Genomic DNA, 18060 nt, shown 5'->3' with positions numbered 1-18060 from the left:
GCGAAGCTTAATGATTGCGCCGCAGATTTGTCTTAGGTTTGGACTTGGGGACTACACCCGGCGTCCGCAGGGTGTTGACTGGATGGAGGCTTGGATGCCCAGACAATTCGGCTTGAAGGCAACATCGTCAGCCGCACGGCCGGCGTCCGCAGCATCATCCCGCGCAACGCCGGGCCGGAATGAATCGGTGTCCGAATTGAAGAGCCCTTCTCCGGGCAGTTCCGCAGCATCAAAGCTCGCTTCCCAATACCCGGAGCTGCCGTTCTCACCGGCGAGCTGGCGGGGCAGCCGCGGCCGGCGATCGATCTCGGCAAACTGAAAATCTTCGCCGCGCGATCCGCTAAAGCGAAGCACGCTTGGCCCTGCTTTCGGCGCGCCACGCTCGCCGCGGCAGCCTCGGTCTCACGTGCCCTGCTCGGGAAGATCGCCAAGGAGATTTGACAGCTTGACCGCAAGCTTTCGAAGCCTGGCATTCTCTTCGAGCAGCAGCCCGACATTATCGGTTTCCTGAGGCCGCGCTTCACCTCCCCGAAGTCCGTCGACTTCGTCGAGCAGGGGCGACAGCGCGGCGAGAAGTTCGCCGTCCTGCTGCGGCGCTTCATCTGCCTGGCGCACCTTATTGCCTTCGCGCAGTGGCACGACGTTGTCGGCACGTTCGACAACCCGATATGAATCGCGGCGGGCCAGTCGGTCAGGCGGCGGAGATTCGATACTCATGACAAACTACTCATGACAAATTCCTGATCACAAGGTGGCCCGGTGGTCGATTCTGCGACCAGCTTCCCTTGAGTCGAGGGCAAATTTGCGTCGGAAAGGGAACGGCGAAATGGCTCGGCAGATCGGTCACACGTCATTTGATTCACACGGCAGATCGAATTAGGCCAAATTTTTGACGTATCGCGGACCATTCTGACGTCTGCGCGGCTGGGGAGCAAAACACCTTATTTAGGGGCGTATCGATGACGGATTTCCTGACCAACGCGGATCACTGGCGCAAGCGTGCAGAACTGACAAGGGCGTTGGCCGCGAATGCAGTGAAGGACCAGGGACGGCTGCTCAAGGTGGCGGAGGAGTACGACCGGTTGGCGGCTCATGCCGAACGGCGGCGAAGTGCTCCGGTCCTGACCGGCTCCTATGTCGCGTCAGGCCGGCCCGAATAAATCTGCGCACTCGAAAAGTTGCCGGAAGAAGCGGCATTTCCCGTCCGGCGGTCGCATCGCGACCCTGTTCCGGCGACGGAGCGCGTCGGCATACCCAGATGTGTGACCCGTAAAACACAACCGCCGGGCAACGTTCAAAGCATTGTGATCGCGCGATTGCAGTCGAATCAACGAATCGCCTAGACCGTTAACGGGGCTGGGAAGCGGAGAGTGAGTATGAGAGTCGCTTCCTTAGAAAGTGTACTGACGGCGGCTACGCTGGTATTGGCCATCGTCATCGTGCTGTGGGGAATCAAGATTTTCCACGGTGTGTGAACAGGCGAGCTGGCGTCGAACAAGAGACCTCCGGTCAAGAAGAGGTCTCGCGACAAAGGCGTTCAAAGGCGTCACTTCCGCGGCGGCGGAGGCCTTTTTATTCCTGGTTGCCGACGAATAGTTTCGCCGGAGGCTTGTCCCTTCCGACGCGTATCGAGTTTGGTTCACGGTCTGGCGCGATTTCCGCACGGGCCGCAAAAGCATTTGGTTTCAAGTCCCGCAATGCATTTCGGCTTTTATCTGATGATCGTAGCCCTCGTTCTGATGGGCCTGCAGGTTCTTTACGCGCTCTATCATTTGGTTACGTTTCTTTAAATCGCACGCGCAGGCTGCAGTTTCACCGCGCGCAGGCTCCGGGATTCGCCGCAATCACGCCGCTTTAGCGCCGGGGTCGCGTCCGCGCGATTCCAATTTTAGTCGCAAAATCGCCAGCCGACTCACCTCATTCTCCGCGCGCGACAAGCAGACTGGGGGCAATGTTCCGCATTTTAAAATTGGAGTATCAATCATGCGAGTAGACCATCCGCAGCTCAATAAGCGAGACCGACGCGCAGAACCCTCATTTTGGGTTGAGGAACCGACCGACGACGCCCTTTCACTACTCGAGAACGCACTCCGCGGGGATGAGCCCGCCCTTCGCCGCGACGAACGCAGCGACGAAGCCCACACGCTCATCGAGGAAAATGACAGGCTTCGGGAGCTTTTGTCGCAGCTTTCGGACCTCATTCGCAAAAACGGCGTTCACCAGAGGTAACGCCACGATCTGATCGCGGCCCCGCCCCCGGCAAGAGTGGTCCAACCACCACCACCACCGCGGCGGGGCCGCCGCATTTTCGATGATTGAATTCACGAACGCCGCCCGCACGAGAAGCGGTGGATAGTCGGCGCGCCGACGTCGGCTGGTCCGGCCTGTTTAAAGAAATGCGGCCGTTCAAAAGAAACGACCCCAGCTTCAGGGGGCTGAAGTCCACTGGGGCCGTTCTATGCCGGGGCGCGCCGATCCCCATGCCGTCCCGGCATGCGGCCAAGCTAGAATCTGATTCTTGCTGCTGTCTGTAGGGAACCCGACAGTGGCCTGATTTCAAAAAACGGTGCCTGTTTCGGCGAGCACACTTCAGGCCAGATGGCAGGCCACGAAATGCCCGTCGCTGCCCTGCTTCAGTTCGGGCGCGCTTTCCCGGCAGCGGGGTTCGGCGATCGGGCAGCGGGTGTGAAAATGACAGCCGCGCGGCGGGTTCATCGGGCTGGGCACATCGCCTTGCAGGCGGATCCGCCTGCGCTTCACCTTCGGGTCCGGCACCGGCACGGCGGAGAGCAGCGCCTGGGTATAGGGATGCCGCGGATGGCGATAGAGATCGCTCGCGTCAGCCAGTTCAACGATGCGCCCGAGATACATCACCGCCACGCGGTCGGAAATATGCTCCACCACGGAGAGATCGTGAGCGACGAACAGATAGGTCAGGTTGAGTTCGGCCTGCAGGTCTTCCAACAGGTTGATCACCTGCGCCTGGATCGAGACGTCGAGCGCGGAAACCGGCTCGTCGCAGACGATGAACTTCGGCTCCACCGCGAGCGCGCGCGCAATCACGATGCGCTGGCGCTGGCCGCCGGAAAATTCGTGCGGGTAGCGGCGCATGTGCTCGGCCTTCAGTCCCACCTTGACGAGCAGGCTGGCCACGCGATCGTCCCGCTCGCTTGCCGAGGAGGCGAGTTCGTGGATGGTGAAGGCTTCGCCAAGGATCGCGCCGACGGTCATGCGCGGATTGAGCGAGGCAAAGGGATCCTGAAACACGATCTGCATGTTGCGCCGCATGGCGCGCAGGTCGCCGCCGGAAAGACTGCGCATGTCTTGTCCGTCAAAGACGATCTCGCCTTCGCTGGGTTCGACGAGGCGCAGCACGCAGCGCGCCGTGGTCGACTTGCCGCAACCGGACTCGCCGACCAGTCCGAGCGTTTCGCCGCGATTGACCGCAAACGACACGCCGTCGACTGCGTGAACGCGCCCGACCTCGCGCGAAAGGAGTCCGCCCTTGACGGAAAAATGCTTCTTCAGCCCGGTGACTTGCAGCAAGGGTTCGCTCATGCGGTTGCTCCCTGCGTCTCTCCGAGGTGACAGGCCATGCGATGGCCTGGTGCTACCTCGCGCAACATCGGTTCCTGTTCGGAGCAGCGCGCGAAGGCGAAGCGGCAGCGCGGCGCGAAGCGGCAGCCGGGGGCGGGATTGATCAGGATCGGCACCGAGCCGCCGATGGCCTCCAGCCGGGTCTTGTGCGCGCTGGCGAGGTCGATGCGCGGGATCGAGCGGATTAACCCTTGCGTGTACGGATGGCGCGGGCTTGCGAACAGGCTGTCGACATCGGCCTCTTCCACCACCTTGCCGGCATACATGACGACGACGCGCTGCGCGGTCTCGGCGACCACGCCCATGGCATGGGTGATCAGCATGACCGCCATGCCGAAGCGTTCCTTCATGTCCTGCAACAAATCGAGGATTTGCGCCTGGATGGTGACGTCGAGCGCGGTGGTCGGCTCGTCGGCGATGACGAGTTTTGGCTTGCAGGCCAGCGCCATGGCGATCATGACGCGCTGGCGCATGCCGCCCGAGAACTGGTGCGGATAATCGTGCACGCGGCCTTCCGCATTGGGAATCTGCACCAGCGTCAGCATCTCGATTGTGCGCGGCCAGCGCGTCCTTTTTCGACAGGCCCTCGTGGCGGCGCAGGCTCTCGGCGATCTGCTCGCCGATCGACAGTACCGGGTTGAGCGAGGTCATCGGCTCCTGGAAGATGAAGCCGATCTGCTTGGCCCTGATGTCATCAAGTTCGCTGCTCGTGAGCGGCACGAGATCGCGGCCCTCGAACAGGATCTGGCCTTCGACGATGCGGCCCGGCGGCATTGCGATCAGCTTCAGGATCGACATCGCCGTGACGGTCTTGCCGCAGCCGGATTCCCCGACCACGCAGAGCGTCTCGCCCTTGTTGAGCGCGATGTCGACGCCGTCGACCGCCCTTAGCATGCCGTCGTCGGTGGCAAAGTGAGTCTTCAGCCCCTTGATCTCGAGCAGCGGCGCCATCAGATCACCCGCCTTGCATCGAGCGCGTCGCGCATGCCGTCGCCGATGAAGTTGATGGCGACGACGGCTACGAAGATGGCGCCGCCCGGAAACAGCGCCCAGTGGGCGGCGATGTCGAGAAAGTCCTTGGCGTCAAACAGCAGCCGGCCCCAGGTCGGCACGTCGGGCGGGAAGCCGAGGCCGAGAAAGGACAGAGTCGATTCCGCGATGATGGCGGCGGCGACGTCGATGGTGCCGGCAATGATCACCGGTCCCAGCGCGTTGGGCAGGATGTGGCGCACCACCTGCCGCAGCGGACTGGCGCCGAGCGCGCGGGCGGCTTCGACGAAGTCTTTTTCGCGCAGCGAGAGAAATTGCGCGCGCACCAGGCGGGCGACCGGCATCCAGCGCAGGCCGCCGATGACCAGCACGATGAGAATGAAGATGCCGCCCTCGGGGCCGAACGCGGCCTTGAGCCCGTCGCGGAACAGATAGATCAGGAGCAAGAGCAGCGGCAGTTGCGGCAGCGACAGGAAGAGGTCGGTGAGCCACATCAGCGCATGCCCGAGCGCGCCGCGCGACATGCCGGCGAGCGCGCCGATCAGCGTGCCGATGATGACCGAGACCGCCATCGCGGCTAAGCCCACCGCAAGCGAGATGCGTCCGCCATAGATCATGCGGGCGAGAATATCCTGTCCGAGATCATCGGTGCCGAAGGGATGGGTGAGCGAAGGGCCTTCGAGGCGCGCGTTGAAATCGATGTCGTTGATGCTGACGCGCCAGACGAAGGGGCCGAACACCACCGCCAGGATCAGGACCAGCAGCAGGACCGCGCTGACCACGGCGAGCTTGTGGCGGCGATAGCGCCGCCAGGTCTCGCGCCAGGGCGACCAGGCCGGCCGCCGCTCAGCGGAGGGAGATGCGAGGGTCAAGCCAGCCATAAAGGACATCCGCGATCAGGTTGAAGAGCACGACAAGACAGGCGAACACGAAAGTCACGGCCATCACGACCGGCGTGTCGTTGGAGAGGATGGAGGAGATCAGGAGCGAGCCGATGCCCGGAATGCGAAAAATCTGCTCGGTAACGATGGCGCCGCCGAATACGGCCGGCATCTGCAGCGCCACCAGCGTGACGACCGGGATCATGGCGTTGCGCATCGCGTGCTTGACGATCACCCGGGCCTGCCCGAGGCCCTTGGCGCGGGCGGTGGTGACATAGTCGAGCCGGATCACGTCCAGCATGGCCGAACGCACGAAGCGGGTCATGGAGGCGGCCTGGAACAGGGCGAGCACCATCACCGGCATGATGGCCTGCCGGACCTGTTCGATCACCCAGCGGAAGCCGGTCGCCTTGATGTCGGTGGTGTAGACGAAAGGCAACCAGTCCAGCGTGATCGAAAAGATCAGGATGAACAGCAAGCCGGTGAAGAACGTCGGCAGCGAAAAGCCGATGAAGGCGAGCGTGTTGGCGATCTGGTCGAAGATCGAATAAGGCCTCGTCGCGGCATAGACGCCGACCGGTATCGCGATCGTGAGCGCCAATAGTTGCGCCGAGCCGATCACATAGAGCGTCGCCGGCAGGCGCTGCAGGATCAGCGTGTCGACGTTCATCCGGCTGACGAACGAAAAACCCCAGTCGCCCTGCAGCATGGCGGTGATCCAGTGCAGGTAGCGGAGGTAGATCGGATCGTCGAGGCCGAACTTGGCCCGAAGCGCGGCGGCGACTTCGGGCGGCACGTTCGGGTTGGTCGCCAGTTCGCTGAACGGGTCACCGGGCGCCAGCGCAAGCACGATGAACAGGACGAGCGAAATTCCGAGCAGGCTCGGAACGGCGATCAGAAGGCGACGCAGAACATACTGGCTCATGAGGGAAAAATCCCGTCGCGCTTATCCCGTCGCCTCCCGGTACCAGTCCTGCAGATTATCCAGGTCGTTGGCCCAGCCGCTGACCACCGGGCGCAACGTGTTGGACGTGGCGCCCACCTTGATGCGGTGCATCACCGGAATCATCACGGTGTCCTGCCACATCAAATCGTTGCATTTGATGTAGAGGTCGGCCCGCTTGAGCGGGTCGATTTCGTTCTCGGCGGCATCGATCGCCGCGTCGAAGTCCTTGTTGATCCAGCGCGGAAAATTCTGGCCCTGCCACTTGTTCTCCTTGGTGGCGACGAAGCGCGAATGGTAGCGGCGCATATGCAGGGCTGGATCGGGCTGCGCCATTGGAATCTGGAACATCTCGATGTCGGCGTAGAACTTGGAGTAGGTGTCGGGGTTTGCGACGTCGGAGGAGAAGAACACCGAGGCCACGACCGATTTCAGCTCGACGTCGATGCCGGCCTTCTGGCAGGCCTGCTTGACGATGGCCTGGGTCTTCTGGCGCGGGCCGTTGATCGCGGTCTGGTACAGGAGCTTCAGCTTCTTGCCGTCCTTCTCGCGGATGCCGTCGGCGCCGGCTTTCCATCCGGCCTCTTCGAGCAGCGCGCTCGCCTTCTCGACGCTGAACTCCCATTTGGTGTTCTTGGACACGAACTCCGCGGGGCCGTTGAGGTAGTTCGCGGTGGTGCGGCCGGCGCGGCCGTAGATCGCCTTCTTGACGGAGTCGCGATCGACCAGGAGCGCGAGCGCCTTGCGCACCTTCGGGTCCGACAGGATGGGATGCTTGGTCTTCAGCGACGAGCGCTCGCCGTCGACCTCGGTGTTGGGGTCGGTGAAGTTGACGGCGATGAACTCGATATCGCCGCCGGGCGCGTAGATGGTCTTGCCCTTGCCGCCCTTTTCGAGACGCAGCAGGACTTCGTCCTCGACCTGCATGTTCCAGGCATAGTCATATTCGCCGGTCTGGATGATGGCGCGCGCTGCCGAGACGGCATCGCCGCCGCCCTTCAGATCGATCGAATCGAAGTAGGGCCGGTTGGCCATGTGGTAATCAGGGTTGATCTCGCCACGGATCAGGTCGCCCGGCTTGAACTCGACGAACTTGTAGGGACCGGTGCCGACCGGCTTCAGATTGTTCGGCGCCTCGCGCGACTTGCCGCCCTTGTACTCGGCGAACAGGTGCTTCGGAATGATGCAGCCATAGGCGCCGACAAAGGCATTGGCCCAGAACGGAGTCGGGTCCTTGAACTTGATGCGGACGGAGAGGTCGTCGATCTTTTCGACGGTCATGTTGGAGTACATGTTGACCGAGACCGCCGCGGTTGCGGGATCGCTGGCATATTCCCAGTTGAACACGAGGTCATCGGCGGTGAGAGGCTTGCCGTCATGCCATTTGACGCCGGGCTTGAGTTTCCAGACCACCGATTTGGCGTCGGAGGCTAGCCCGCCGTTCTGGATCGACGGGATTTCCGCGGCGAGGATCGGGTTGAGATGGCCCTCGGCGTCCCAGCTTGCGAGCGGCTCGTAGAAGATGCGAGAGCCGTCCTGATCCTTGGTGCCGGTGGCGAAATGCGGGTTGAGCAGGGTGGGGCCCTGCCACCACAACAGCTTCAGCGGGCCGCCGCCGCCGCGCTTGGTCGGCTTGTAGACGGAGGGGCCCTCGGCCATGGCCACGCCGCCGATGGCCAGAAGCTGCGTCGCCATCGGCGCGGTGAGACCGACAGCCAGCATGCGCTGAACGAAGCCGCGGCGATCCATGCGCCCGTCCTTTACTTCGTCGATCATGGTTCGCAGTTCGTTGTCCAGCATCGTTGTCCCCGTGTCTGGTTCTGGCGTTGTACGGCGCGCCGCCGGGCGGCAGCGTCAGGTGTCCCCGGGTAAGATGGCACATCAAATGGCCCGAACGTCAACGCCTCGCTGTCGACAATCGGCAGAATGGAAGGGGCCTGTGATTTTTGCTTGAGCAGAAACACGCTGCGGCGCACATCGCTTCGGCAATCCGGCGCAAAAGCGCGCTGAATCGTGCTCTGCACTGCAAAAAATTTGTTCGCCGGACCCGGTCAGGTCAGCGACATATTCAGCGGCGGCGCGACGCTGTCCGGCAGCGGACTGACATAGGGCGTGCGGGTGGTGCGCCTCTTCAGGTCGGCCTTGGCGGCGGCGATCAGGTCCGGTTCCGTCAGTGCCCGGACGCCGAGCCCCGCCATCGCCTTGGCGGCCTGCACCATGGCCTTGTGGGCGTGCGGGCTCTTGCCCTGCGCCACCACCTGCCAGGTGTGGAACGGGGTGCCGATCGCTACCGTCGGGGCATGGACCTGCACGGTCGGCACGACCCAGCTCACGTCGCCGACGTCGGTCGAGCCGATTTGCGGGTTACGCTTGGCATCCAGCGGGACGATGAAATCGGCCAGCGGCCGGTCGGTCGGCTCCATGCCGATCGAGCGATAGACGGACGCGATATCCTTGTCCGTCAGCGTGGAGCGGATCTTTCCGGCGAAGTCCTTGTCTGTGTCGTCGAAATGCGGCGGGCCGAGTTCCTCCATGATGCCATGAAGCGCCGCCTCGAGCGGGGTGTTCGGCAACAGGTTGGAGACGGCGGAAATGATCTTCATCTCCACTTTGGTTTCGGTCATCAGCGCCGCGCCCTGCGCGATCTTGTGGACGCGTTCCACCAGTTCGTTCATGCCGGGCAGGTCGCGGTCGCGGATCGAATAGCGCACGCGGGCATGGGCCTGCACCACGTTGGGGGCAATGCCGCCGGTGTCGAGCAACGCGTAATGAACGCGGGCGTCGCTCGGCATGTGCTCGCGCATGTAGTTGACGCCGACATTCATCAGTTCGACCGCATCGAGCGCGCTGCGGCCGAGATGCGGCGAGGCCGCGGCATGCGAGGTGCGCCCGGTGAAGATGAAATCGGCGCGGGTGTTGGCGAGCGAAGGCGTCACCACCACTTCCCAGAAGCTCGACGGGTGCCAGGTGATGGCGATGTCGGCGTCGTCGAAGGCGCCATCGCGCACCATGAAGGCCTTCGCCGCGCCGCCTTCTTCCGCAGGGCAGCCGTAATAGCGCACGCGCCCCGCCATCTTGTGGTCGGCGAGCCAGTCCTTCACGGCCGTGGCCGCAAGCAGCGCGGCGGAACCAAGCAAATTGTGGCCGCAACCGTGGCCATGCCCGCCGGCCTGGAGCGGCCGAGGTTCGGCCACGCCGGCTTCCTGGCTGAGGCCGGGCAGGGCGTCATATTCGCCAAGGAAGGCGATCACGGGCCCGCCTTCGCCCCATTCGCCCATCACGGCAGTGGGAATGCCGGCGACCTGCTCGGTGACGCGAAAACCCTGATGGCGCAGCTCGGCCAGATGTTCGGCGGAAGAGCGCGCCTCGGTGTAGCAGACCTCGGGCATCGCCCAGACCCGGTCGGCCAAGGCGACAAAGCGCGGCTTGATCGTGTCGACGCCACGCCAGATGTTACTGCGATTATCCATCTTCCGATTCCCAATTCTGAAGGCGATGTGAGCTGAGGAATTGTTATCAGCTTCGCCCCATGACGCCAGCGCCCGGCGGACATTCAGCCATGCGGCGGGGGCGGGGCGCAAGTTGCGTCGCTACGCCGGCCCGAACGCAGATGGGCCGGTCACACCTTCAAGCCATGCGGCTGGAACAGCCGGCCTTTCTCCACCACCAGCACCACGGCAAGTGCGGCCAGCGTGCAGAGCAGGAAGCCGGTCGCGAACGGCACCAGCGTGCCGTCGTAATCCTGCCCGATGGTGGCGCCAATGCCGATGGCGAGCAGGGTGGTGATCGAGCCGTACAGCGACGCGGCGGTGCCGGCGATATGGCCCTGCGGCTCCATGGCGAGCGCGGTGAAATTGGCGATCATCAAGCCGAACGCGAACATCATCGATACCGAGAGCACCATGAACAGCGGCAGCGGCAGCATCTGCATTTTCGCCGTCACCAGCATGGTTGCGGAGATGACCACGAAGCCGATCAGTGCGCCGTGGGAGAGCACGCGCATGCCGAGGCGGCCGACGAGGCGGGAATTGACGAAACCGGCGATCGCGGTTCCGACGGCGACGCCGGCAAACGCAACCGGAAAATAATGTCCGAGCTGGTAGATGCCGGTGAACACCTGCTGCGAGATGAATACGAAGGCGAACAGCGACCCCAACACGCCGCCGGCCGCCAGCGCATAGCCCAGCGTCTGGCGATTGGTCACGGTCTGGCGGAACGCATCGAACACCGCGCGAAAAGCGAGCGATCTGCGCCTGTCGACAGGCAACGTCTCCGGCATGCGCAGCGCGCTCCAGATCAGCGCCACCACGCCATACAGCATCAGCACGATGAAGATGCCGCGCCATTGCGTCAGCATCAGCACGGCCTGGCCGAAGGCCGGGGCGATGACGGGCACGGCAATGAACACCATCATCGCCAGCGACATCACGCTCGCCATGCGCCGGCCGGCGTAGCAGTCGCGGACGATCGAGGTCGCGATCACGCGGGTGGCCGAGGTGCAGAGGCCCTGCAGCGCGCGCGCCAGCAGCAAGGTTTCAAACGAAGGCGCCGCGATCGCAAGCAGGCTCGCGACACAATAAACGGCCATTCCGCCGAGCAGGACCGGGCGCCGGCCGAACCGGTCGGACAGCGGGCCCATCACGAACTGGCCGACGCCGAAGCCGACCAGAAACATCGACAGCACCATCTGCGGCCGGTTGGCCGAGGTGATGTCGAAGGCGGACGCGATGGCCGGCAGCGCCGGCAGCATCATGTCCATCGCGAGCGGATTGAGCGCCATGATGGACGCGATCACGATCACGAATTCGGGGAAGCCCATCGGGCGGTGGCCTGAAGCGGCCAAGGCATTGGCACTGGTGTCGGACAACAAAAAATTCCTTTTGAAGGCGGCACCCTATGGATTTTGGTGCGCTGCACAAATAACGTTTTCGGCATGGCAGACCATCGGCCGGCGCGGCTTGAAGCAGGCCACGCCGGTCAGGCCGGAAAGACTCGTTCGTGCGGCAGGCCAAAGGCGTTGTTCTGGTGGGCGGCTTGCTCTATCCCCTAGACGCTAGACATCAGCGATAGACGCCTTCAAACGGAGACCTTGTGTCGGGACAGACCTTGAAGATCGGCACGCGCAAGAGCGCGATGGCGCTGGCGCAGACGGAAGCGATCGCGCGGCTGTTGCGCGCGGCCGATCCCGCGCTCGACGTCGAGATCGTCAAGTTCGAAACCCGCGGCGACCAGGACCAGACCAGCAAGCTGCTGCGCCATGGCGGCAAGGGCGGCGCCTTCGTCGCTGAAATTCGCGAAGCCATGCGCGCAGGCGAATTGCAGGCCGCAATGCATTCGCTGAAGGACGTTCCGGGCAACGAGGAGACGCCGGGCCTGATCATCGGAGCGACCTTGCCGCGCGACGCCGCCAACGACGCGCTGGTGATGCGTCCCGGGCTCTCGCTGGAAGCGTTTCGCGCTTCGAAGGGCAAGGGTTTCAAGATCGGCACCAATGCGGTGCGCCGCGCGGCGTATCTGCGCCGGCTGTTTCCGGAAGTGACTGTCATCCATTTCCGCGGCGCGGCCGATACGCGGGTCGCAAAACTCGATCGCGGCGACAAGCAGCGGCTTCCGGATGGCGGCGAGGTGGGACCTGCGGACGCGCTTGTCATGGCGCGGTCGGGACTCGAGCGGCTCGGAATGGCTTCACGTATCGTCCATGACTTTTCAGTTCACGAAATGCTGCCGGCGGTGGGGCAGGGCATCGTCGCGGTCGAATGCGTTGAGAACGATTGGCTGACGCGCGCACGGCTGGCGAAGATCGAGGACGCCGCGTCGCGCCTCTGCGCCGAGGCCGAGCGCGAGGTGCTGTGGGTGCTGAACGGCCACTGCAACTCGCCGATCGCCGGCCACGCCACCTCGGCGGGCAACGAGTTGACGCTGACGGCCGCCGTGCTCGACGAAACCGGCGACCGCTTCATCGAGGTGTCGCGGCAGGGCGCGGCGGACCGTCCGCGCGAACTCGGCCGCGCGGTGGGGTTGGCGTTGCTGGACAAGGGCGCGGCCGAGATTATCGCGCGCACACGGCCGGACGAATTAGACTCGGAGGCGTACCCATAAATCGAGCTTGATTGCTATTCGATGTCCGATATGCGCCGATCGCGGAACAAATTCCGCATCGCAGGCGTCGGCGGGTACCGAATTATGAGCTGCACTCCACGGTCGTGATCAGGCGAGACGGGCTAGACGGGGGTATTCGAACGCCAACTTCCCCACAGCTTCGCCATTAACATTCCGAGCCAGAGAATGGATAGGCCTCCGGAAAATATTGCGATGTAGTGCATCAAATCTCGCTCAACAGGCATTCCGAGCGAGAGGCACGCTAAACTTAGAGCGCTGGCGAGGCCAAAGAAAACGCCCAGCATAGCCTGCGATCTGATCGACATCGCCTTGGACTGTTGTTGCAACATGTCTGCCACCGTCATGCGCTCCGCCGCTCGTGGAAGATCCGTGAGGAGACGCTTGATCATGAGATATTCAAGAAAGTGCACGGAGAGCAGATAAAGCCCAAGAATAAGCAAGGTGTTATCGAAGAGCGAGAGACCTCGCACTAAGTGCATCCAAAACGGAGTTGCTGCCACCAAAGGAATTGCCAATAGCAAGCGAATGTACCGGCTAAGCCGAATGCGGGCAGCGAGCGCGGCCTTTTGCGCGTCCGTCACGAGATAGGTGGGGCGAAGACCAAACGCGAGCCATGGTCCCGGCGCGCCGAACAGCCAGCCTTCCGGCACCGCCTTGAAGTATTGCCCTTCGACGCCGGGCGGCAACAGTCGAAATCCACTTGCCAACTGGTCTACTTTCAAAACTTACGACGCAAGCATGCGTGGCTGGGATCAATTGTCACTCTGTCCGAGGCATCGCCTGCTAGTGTCCAGCGCGGCCGTGAAGAGCCGCCCAGCGTTACTAGGTTGTAAGGGCTAATTGCGTCAACCTCTAACGCGCCGAATGCTCAATTTTAAGTGAAGCGGGTGCGACTTCCGGTACGATTCATTCGCCACCGGGGCGATCCAGAGGCAAGTCCAGCCATGTCCGCTGTGACGCCGAGAGCCGAAGTCGATTCAGAACGTTGGCGGCCACGCTACGGGCCGTTGCGGGGTGTATCTGCATCATCCACTCGCGTGAAAGCTCAGCTCGGCAATGCGACGGTCGGCGCGGCGGAGCCGCCGGCACAGTTCGCGGTTGATATTCTGCATCACGATCACGTAGGCGTGGATGTCGGCCTTGTAGTAGGTGTAGAGGTTTCTGGCCGTGAGCTCGTACAATACGGTTGCGGTCTCCGCGACGACGGTGGCTGACCGGTTCTGCATTTCGATCAGCGTCATTTCGCCGAAGAAATCGCCGGGCTCGAGATCCGACATTCGAATTGAGCGCCCGGAATCGCCGAGCTTGCTCACCACGAGGTGGCCCGCGTGAACAATGAACATGGAGCGCCCCGGTTCGCCTTCCGCGACGATCGGGGCACCGGCGTCGAAGCTGCGCTCGACCAGCATTGAGACCAGGAGATCAAGGCTTGCGTCTGAGAGGCCACCGAAGAAAGGTGTGGCGAGCAAGAACGCTTTCAGATCGGGCGAGCTGACAGCCATCGAGTCAATATACTCCCGCTCCCGGCAGCGGCAAGTTCGGAACCTGCTTTCGCCGACGCGCGGCTGCCGGTATATTGCGATGGGTCGACAGAGGCGAGGGGACTTGCATGCGTTACGCGTCAGTTCTGAGTGCCGCATTGGTCGCGACCGCAGCGCTACTCTCGCTGCCGGCGCAAGCCCAGCAGCGCTTTCTGGTGACCCCCGAAGAGATCGGCATCGGGCCGCCGCCCGCGCGCTACACCTGGATTCCGTTCCGCTGCAGCGAGGGACCCGCGGACAATTTCTATCACGGCGCCTGGTATGCCGGGCAGCCGACCGCGCTGTATCGCGGCCGCGCCTACCGGCCGTATTATCGATACAGCGCCTATCGCGCGGGCCTGCGGACCTATCTCTGCTCGGAATGACGAACGCGCCACGCCGTCATTGCCTGCGACAAACGCGAAGCGTTTGCGCAAGGGAGCGAAGCGACGAAGCAATCCATCTTTATGCCGCGAGATGGATTGCTTCGCTTCGCTCGCAATGACGGCGGTGAGCTATCTCATAGCCACAAGATCTTCTTGCGGTATTCGAGATCGGTCAGCAGCGGTTGCGCCGGCCCCTCATGGAACACTGCGCCGCGCTCCAGCGCGAACACGCGGTCGGCGAGCGCCAGCACGAGATCGAGGTTGTGTTCGACGATCACGATCGAGATGTGCTGCCGCAGCCGGTCGAACACCTTGAACAGGTCGAGGATCACGGCCGGCGCCAGTCCCTCGAAGGGTTCGTCGAGCAGCAGGAGTTTGACGTTGCCCGACATCGCGCGCGCCACCGCCACCATCTGCTGCTCGCCGCCGGAGAGATAATCCGCCGCGACGTCCATGCGCTCGCGCAGGCGCGGGAAGTATTCGAGGATCTTCGCCTCGTCCCATACCACGCCGTTGCTGCCGTCGGTCTTGCGGGCGAGACGACCGAGCGAGAGATTTTCCCTGACCGTCATGCCGGCGAACAGGCCGCGGCCCTGCGGCACATAGCCGATGCCGGCGCGCGCGATGTCCGGCGCGGGCAGGCGGGAGATATCGCTGCCTGAATATTTGATCGTGCCCGACGACAGCGGCACGAGGCCCGCAAGCGTCTTCAGTAGCGTCGACTTGCCGGCGCCGTTGCGGCCAAGCAGGGCGACGATCTCGCCCTCGCGCACGTCGAGCGTGGCGTCGTGCAGGATGTGGCTCTTGCCGTAGAAGGTGTTGACGCGCTCGAAGCGCAGGATCGGCGTGGCGCTCGCCTTCGCGTAATCGCTGCTGACATGCTCGACTTCGGGTACGCCGGTGCCGGTATAGATCTCCTGCACCCTGCGGTCGGCGCGCACGGCCTCGGGCGAGCCGGTCATCAGCACCTCGCCCTGGTTCATCACGGTGACGGTGCGGGAGAAGCCGAGCACGCGGTCGATGTCGTGCTCGACGATCAGGACCGGAATATTGGCGGCGATGTTCTTGACGAGGTTCGAGACGCGCTCGCGCTCGGCGGCGGCAAGACCGGCGAGCGGCTCGTCCAGCAGCAGCACCTGCGGCTTGGAGCCGAGCGCGATGCCGAGATCGACCAGCCGCTGCCCGCCATAGGACAGTTCGCCGCCCTCGATGGTCTCGATGCCTTCGAGGCCGAGGAATTTTATAAGCTCCGCCGTCTCGGCGTGGATATCCTTGTAGTGATCGATATCGCGCCAGAGGTTGAAGCGCCCGGCGTTCTGCGCCTGCAGCGACAGCCGCAGGTTTTCGTAGATCGACAGCCCCTTGAACAGATTGGTGATCTGGAACGAGCGGGCCAGCCCCTGATGGCAGATCGCCTCCGACGGCACGCCCTGGATCTCGCGGCCGTTCAGCTTGATGGTGCCGCCGTCGGTCGGGTAGAGGCCGGAGACCAGATTGAACAGCGTGGTCTTTCCCGCGCCGTTCGGCCCGATCAAGGCGTGAATTTCGCCCGCGCCGACGGTGAGGCTCGCATCGGTCACCGCGCGAATGCCGCCAAACGTCTTCGAGACGCCGCGCACGTCAAGCACGATGCCGTCGAGTCCTTTCGGCAGCAGGAAGGCCGGCAGCGGCAGGCCTTCGTAAATCTTGCGCTTGCTCATGGCAGCGGCTTCTTCCGGCGGCGGCCACCAGCGTTTTGCAAGCGTCGCCCAGATGCCGACGAGGCCGCCCGGCGAGTACAGCACGAAGGCGACGAAGACGAGGCCGAACCACAGCAGCCAGTTCGACGTCCAGATCGAAAACAACTCGCGGAACAGGATGAAGAACAGCGCGCCGATCGCCGGCCCCAGCATGCTGCGCATGCCGCCGATCACGACGATCGCGAGCAGTTCGCCGGAGAACGGCACCGAGACCGCTTCGGCGGAAACGAGGTAGTTCTGGAAACCGATCAGCCCGCCGGCAAAGCCGGTCACGATGGCCGAGATCACGAAGACGCCGAGCTTGTAGCGCTCGACCGGATAGCCCTGGAACGTGGCGCGCAACTGGTTCTCGCGGATCGCCATCAGCACATGGCCGAACGGCGAGCGCACAAGCCGCAGCAGCAGATAGAGCACGCCGAGGCAGAGCACCGAGACGACGATGTAATAGTTGAGCGCATTGTCGAGGCTGAAAGGCCCGATGCTGCCGCGCTTCAAGCCGCCGAGGCCGTCCTCGCCGCCAGTCACCGCGGTCCAGCGGAAGGCGATGGTGTAGGCCAGCGCCGACAGCGCCAGCGTCAGCAGCGAGAAATAGACGCCGCGCCGGCGCAGGATGACGAAGCCGACAAAGGTTGCGATAACGGCGACGACAACGGCCGCCAGCAGCAGCGGCAGGAAGATATCGTTGTTGAACCAGTTGCGCTGGATCAGCCCCGCCGCGTAGGCGCCGATGCCGAACCACGCGCCGTGGCCGAACGAGACCAGGCCGGTATAGCCGATGCAGAGGTTGAGCCCCATCGCGGCAATGGCGAGCGCCACCACCATGGTGCCGGTGTTGAGCGACAGCCCGAGCAGATAGAGGCCGAACGGCAGCGCGATGACGGCGAGCGTGGCTGATTGCAGCGGGCGATATTTGTTGAGGAACGTGCTTGTCATTCGAACTTCTCGATCCGTTCGCCCAAGAGCCCGCGCGGGCGCACCAGCAGCACCAGGAACATCAGCACGTAGATCGATGCTTCGCCGGCAGCCGGCGCGAAATGGATGGTGATGCCGCGGACAACGCCAACCAGCATCGCCGCCAGCACCACGCCCCAAAAGCTGCCGAGGCCGCCGATGACGACGACGACAAAGGCGACCGTGATGATCTCGGCGCCCATGGCGGGATGCACGATCGTGATCGGCGCAAAGAACGCGCCGCCAAGCGCCGCCATGCCGACGCCGAGCATGACGATCGCGGTCATGTAGGGCTGTAGCCGGATGCCCAGCGCAGCCACCATATCCGGCCGCTGGATGCCGGCGCGCACCACGCGGCCGAACGAGGTCTTGTGCAAGAGCAGCCAGACGCCGACGAGGACCGCGGCGACGACGGCGAGGATCAGCAAGCGATAGCGCGAGAACAGGAAGTCGCCGAGGAAGACCGAGCCGCGAAAGGATTGCGGGATCGCGGCCGATACCGGCGGCGCGCCCCAGATAATGCGGATCGCCTGCTCGGTGACCATGGCGAGGCCGAACGTCACCAAGAGGCTCAGGATCGGATCGGCGTCGTAGAAGCGGCGCAAAATGAAGCGCTCGAAGAGAATGCCGAGCAACGCGACCGCAACCGGCGACAGCACCATCGCCGAACCGAAGCCGAGATATTTCGTGATCTCGACGGAGATGTAGGCGCCGAGCGCATAGAACGCGCCATGCGCGAGATTGACGATGCCGCCGACGCTGAAGATCAGCGACAGGCCGAGCGCAATCAGGAGGTAATAGCCTCCGAGCACCAGGCCATTCACAACCTGCTCCAGTAGAAATCCGAACTGCATGTGCGATCCGCGACCTCTAAACGCGCCTTGAAAAAGAGACGGCGCCGGCTGATCTGTGCCGGCGCCGCAACGCCAGTGT

15 protein-coding genes and 1 pseudogene are annotated in these 18060 nt (G+C 63.5%); 3 read left to right on the top strand and 13 right to left on the bottom strand.

The features are described 5' to 3' along the window. Positions 1-51: 51 nt before the first annotated feature. Together V1293_RS14840 and V1293_RS14835 are read right to left on the bottom strand one after the other, a co-directional pair. Positions 52-354, bottom strand: a complete 303-nt coding sequence (locus V1293_RS14840) for a hypothetical protein (protein WP_334510632.1) — start codon at positions 352-354, stop codon at positions 52-54. A 48-nt stretch (positions 355-402) separates the two neighbouring features. Continuing rightward, positions 403-717: a hypothetical protein gene (locus V1293_RS14835; RefSeq protein ID WP_334510631.1), complete on the bottom strand. Its 315-nt coding sequence runs from the start codon at positions 715-717 to the stop codon at positions 403-405. 242 nt (positions 718-959) lie between these two features. Here V1293_RS14835 and V1293_RS14830 point away from each other — a divergent pair, with 242 nt between their 5' ends. Next, positions 960-1160: a hypothetical protein gene (locus V1293_RS14830; protein WP_334510630.1), complete on the top strand. Its 201-nt coding sequence runs from the start codon at positions 960-962 to the stop codon at positions 1158-1160. A 1429-nt stretch (positions 1161-2589) separates the two neighbouring features. Here V1293_RS14830 and V1293_RS14825 read toward each other — a convergent pair. The 7 genes and pseudogenes from V1293_RS14825 to V1293_RS14795 all read right to left on the bottom strand — a co-directional run bounded on the left by V1293_RS14825 (position 2590) and on the right by V1293_RS14795 (position 11278). After that, positions 2590-3558, bottom strand: a complete 969-nt coding sequence (locus V1293_RS14825; protein WP_334510629.1) for an ABC transporter ATP-binding protein — start codon at positions 3556-3558, stop codon at positions 2590-2592. Next, positions 3555-4548, bottom strand: a pseudogene (locus V1293_RS14820) (ABC transporter ATP-binding protein). The gene V1293_RS14825 and the pseudogene V1293_RS14820 overlap by 4 nt, the downstream one beginning before the upstream one ends. After that, positions 4548-5468, bottom strand: a complete 921-nt coding sequence (locus tag V1293_RS14815) for an ABC transporter permease (RefSeq protein WP_334510628.1) — start codon at positions 5466-5468, stop codon at positions 4548-4550. Before V1293_RS14815 ends, V1293_RS14820 begins: the two are co-directional and overlap by 1 nt. Then, on the bottom strand, positions 5434-6393 hold the full coding sequence (locus V1293_RS14810; protein ID WP_334510627.1) for an ABC transporter permease: 960 nt from the start codon (positions 6391-6393) through the stop codon (positions 5434-5436). Before V1293_RS14810 ends, V1293_RS14815 begins: the two co-directional genes overlap by 35 nt. 21 nt (positions 6394-6414) lie before the next feature. Then, on the bottom strand, positions 6415-8211 hold the full coding sequence (locus tag V1293_RS14805) for a peptide ABC transporter substrate-binding protein (protein WP_334510626.1): 1797 nt from the start codon (positions 8209-8211) through the stop codon (positions 6415-6417). Between the two features lie 251 nt (positions 8212-8462). Further along, positions 8463-9881: a M20 family metallopeptidase gene (locus V1293_RS14800; protein WP_334510624.1), complete on the bottom strand. Its 1419-nt coding sequence runs from the start codon at positions 9879-9881 to the stop codon at positions 8463-8465. A 149-nt stretch (positions 9882-10030) separates the two neighbouring features. Further along, entirely contained in the window at positions 10031-11278 is a 1248-nt protein-coding gene (locus tag V1293_RS14795; RefSeq protein WP_334510623.1) for a multidrug effflux MFS transporter, read from the bottom strand. Between the two features lie 239 nt (positions 11279-11517). Here V1293_RS14795 and hemC point away from each other — a divergent pair, with 239 nt between their 5' ends. Continuing rightward, entirely contained in the window at positions 11518-12510 is a 993-nt protein-coding gene (gene hemC, locus V1293_RS14790) for a hydroxymethylbilane synthase (protein ID WP_442894351.1), read from the top strand. A gap of 122 nt (positions 12511-12632) precedes the next feature. Here the strand turns inward: hemC and V1293_RS14785 are convergent, their stop codons facing one another. Continuing rightward, the gene (locus V1293_RS14785; RefSeq protein WP_334510621.1) at positions 12633-13217 is read right to left on the bottom strand and encodes a hypothetical protein; all 585 of its coding nucleotides are present in this window, start codon (positions 13215-13217) and stop codon (positions 12633-12635) included. 339 nt (positions 13218-13556) lie between these two features. After that, positions 13557-14033 carry a cyclic nucleotide-binding domain-containing protein gene (locus V1293_RS14780; protein WP_334510620.1) on the bottom strand — a complete coding sequence of 159 codons (477 nt, stop codon included), beginning with the start codon at positions 14031-14033 and terminating at the stop codon, positions 13557-13559. Positions 14034-14140: 107 nt separating this feature from the next. Between V1293_RS14780 and V1293_RS14775 the strand changes: the two genes are divergently transcribed. Beyond that, entirely contained in the window at positions 14141-14437 is a 297-nt protein-coding gene (locus tag V1293_RS14775) for a hypothetical protein (RefSeq protein ID WP_334510619.1), read from the top strand. A 134-nt stretch (positions 14438-14571) separates the two neighbouring features. Here the strand turns inward: V1293_RS14775 and V1293_RS14770 are convergent, their stop codons facing one another. Together V1293_RS14770 and V1293_RS14765 are read right to left on the bottom strand one after the other, a co-directional pair. Further along, positions 14572-17109 (bottom strand): branched-chain amino acid ABC transporter ATP-binding protein/permease, encoded by a 2538-nt coding sequence (locus tag V1293_RS14770; protein WP_334510618.1) that lies wholly within the window; start codon positions 17107-17109, stop codon positions 14572-14574. Then, positions 17106-17981 (bottom strand): branched-chain amino acid ABC transporter permease, encoded by an 876-nt coding sequence (locus V1293_RS14765; protein WP_334510617.1) that lies wholly within the window; start codon positions 17979-17981, stop codon positions 17106-17108. The genes V1293_RS14770 and V1293_RS14765 overlap by 4 nt, the downstream gene beginning before the upstream one ends. Positions 17982-18060 lie beyond the last annotated feature (79 nt).

This window comes from Bradyrhizobium sp. AZCC 1693 (assembly GCF_036924745.1).
Classification (GTDB): Bacteria; Pseudomonadota; Alphaproteobacteria; order Rhizobiales; family Xanthobacteraceae; genus Bradyrhizobium.
This window is presented reverse-complemented; position numbering and strand designations above follow the sequence as displayed.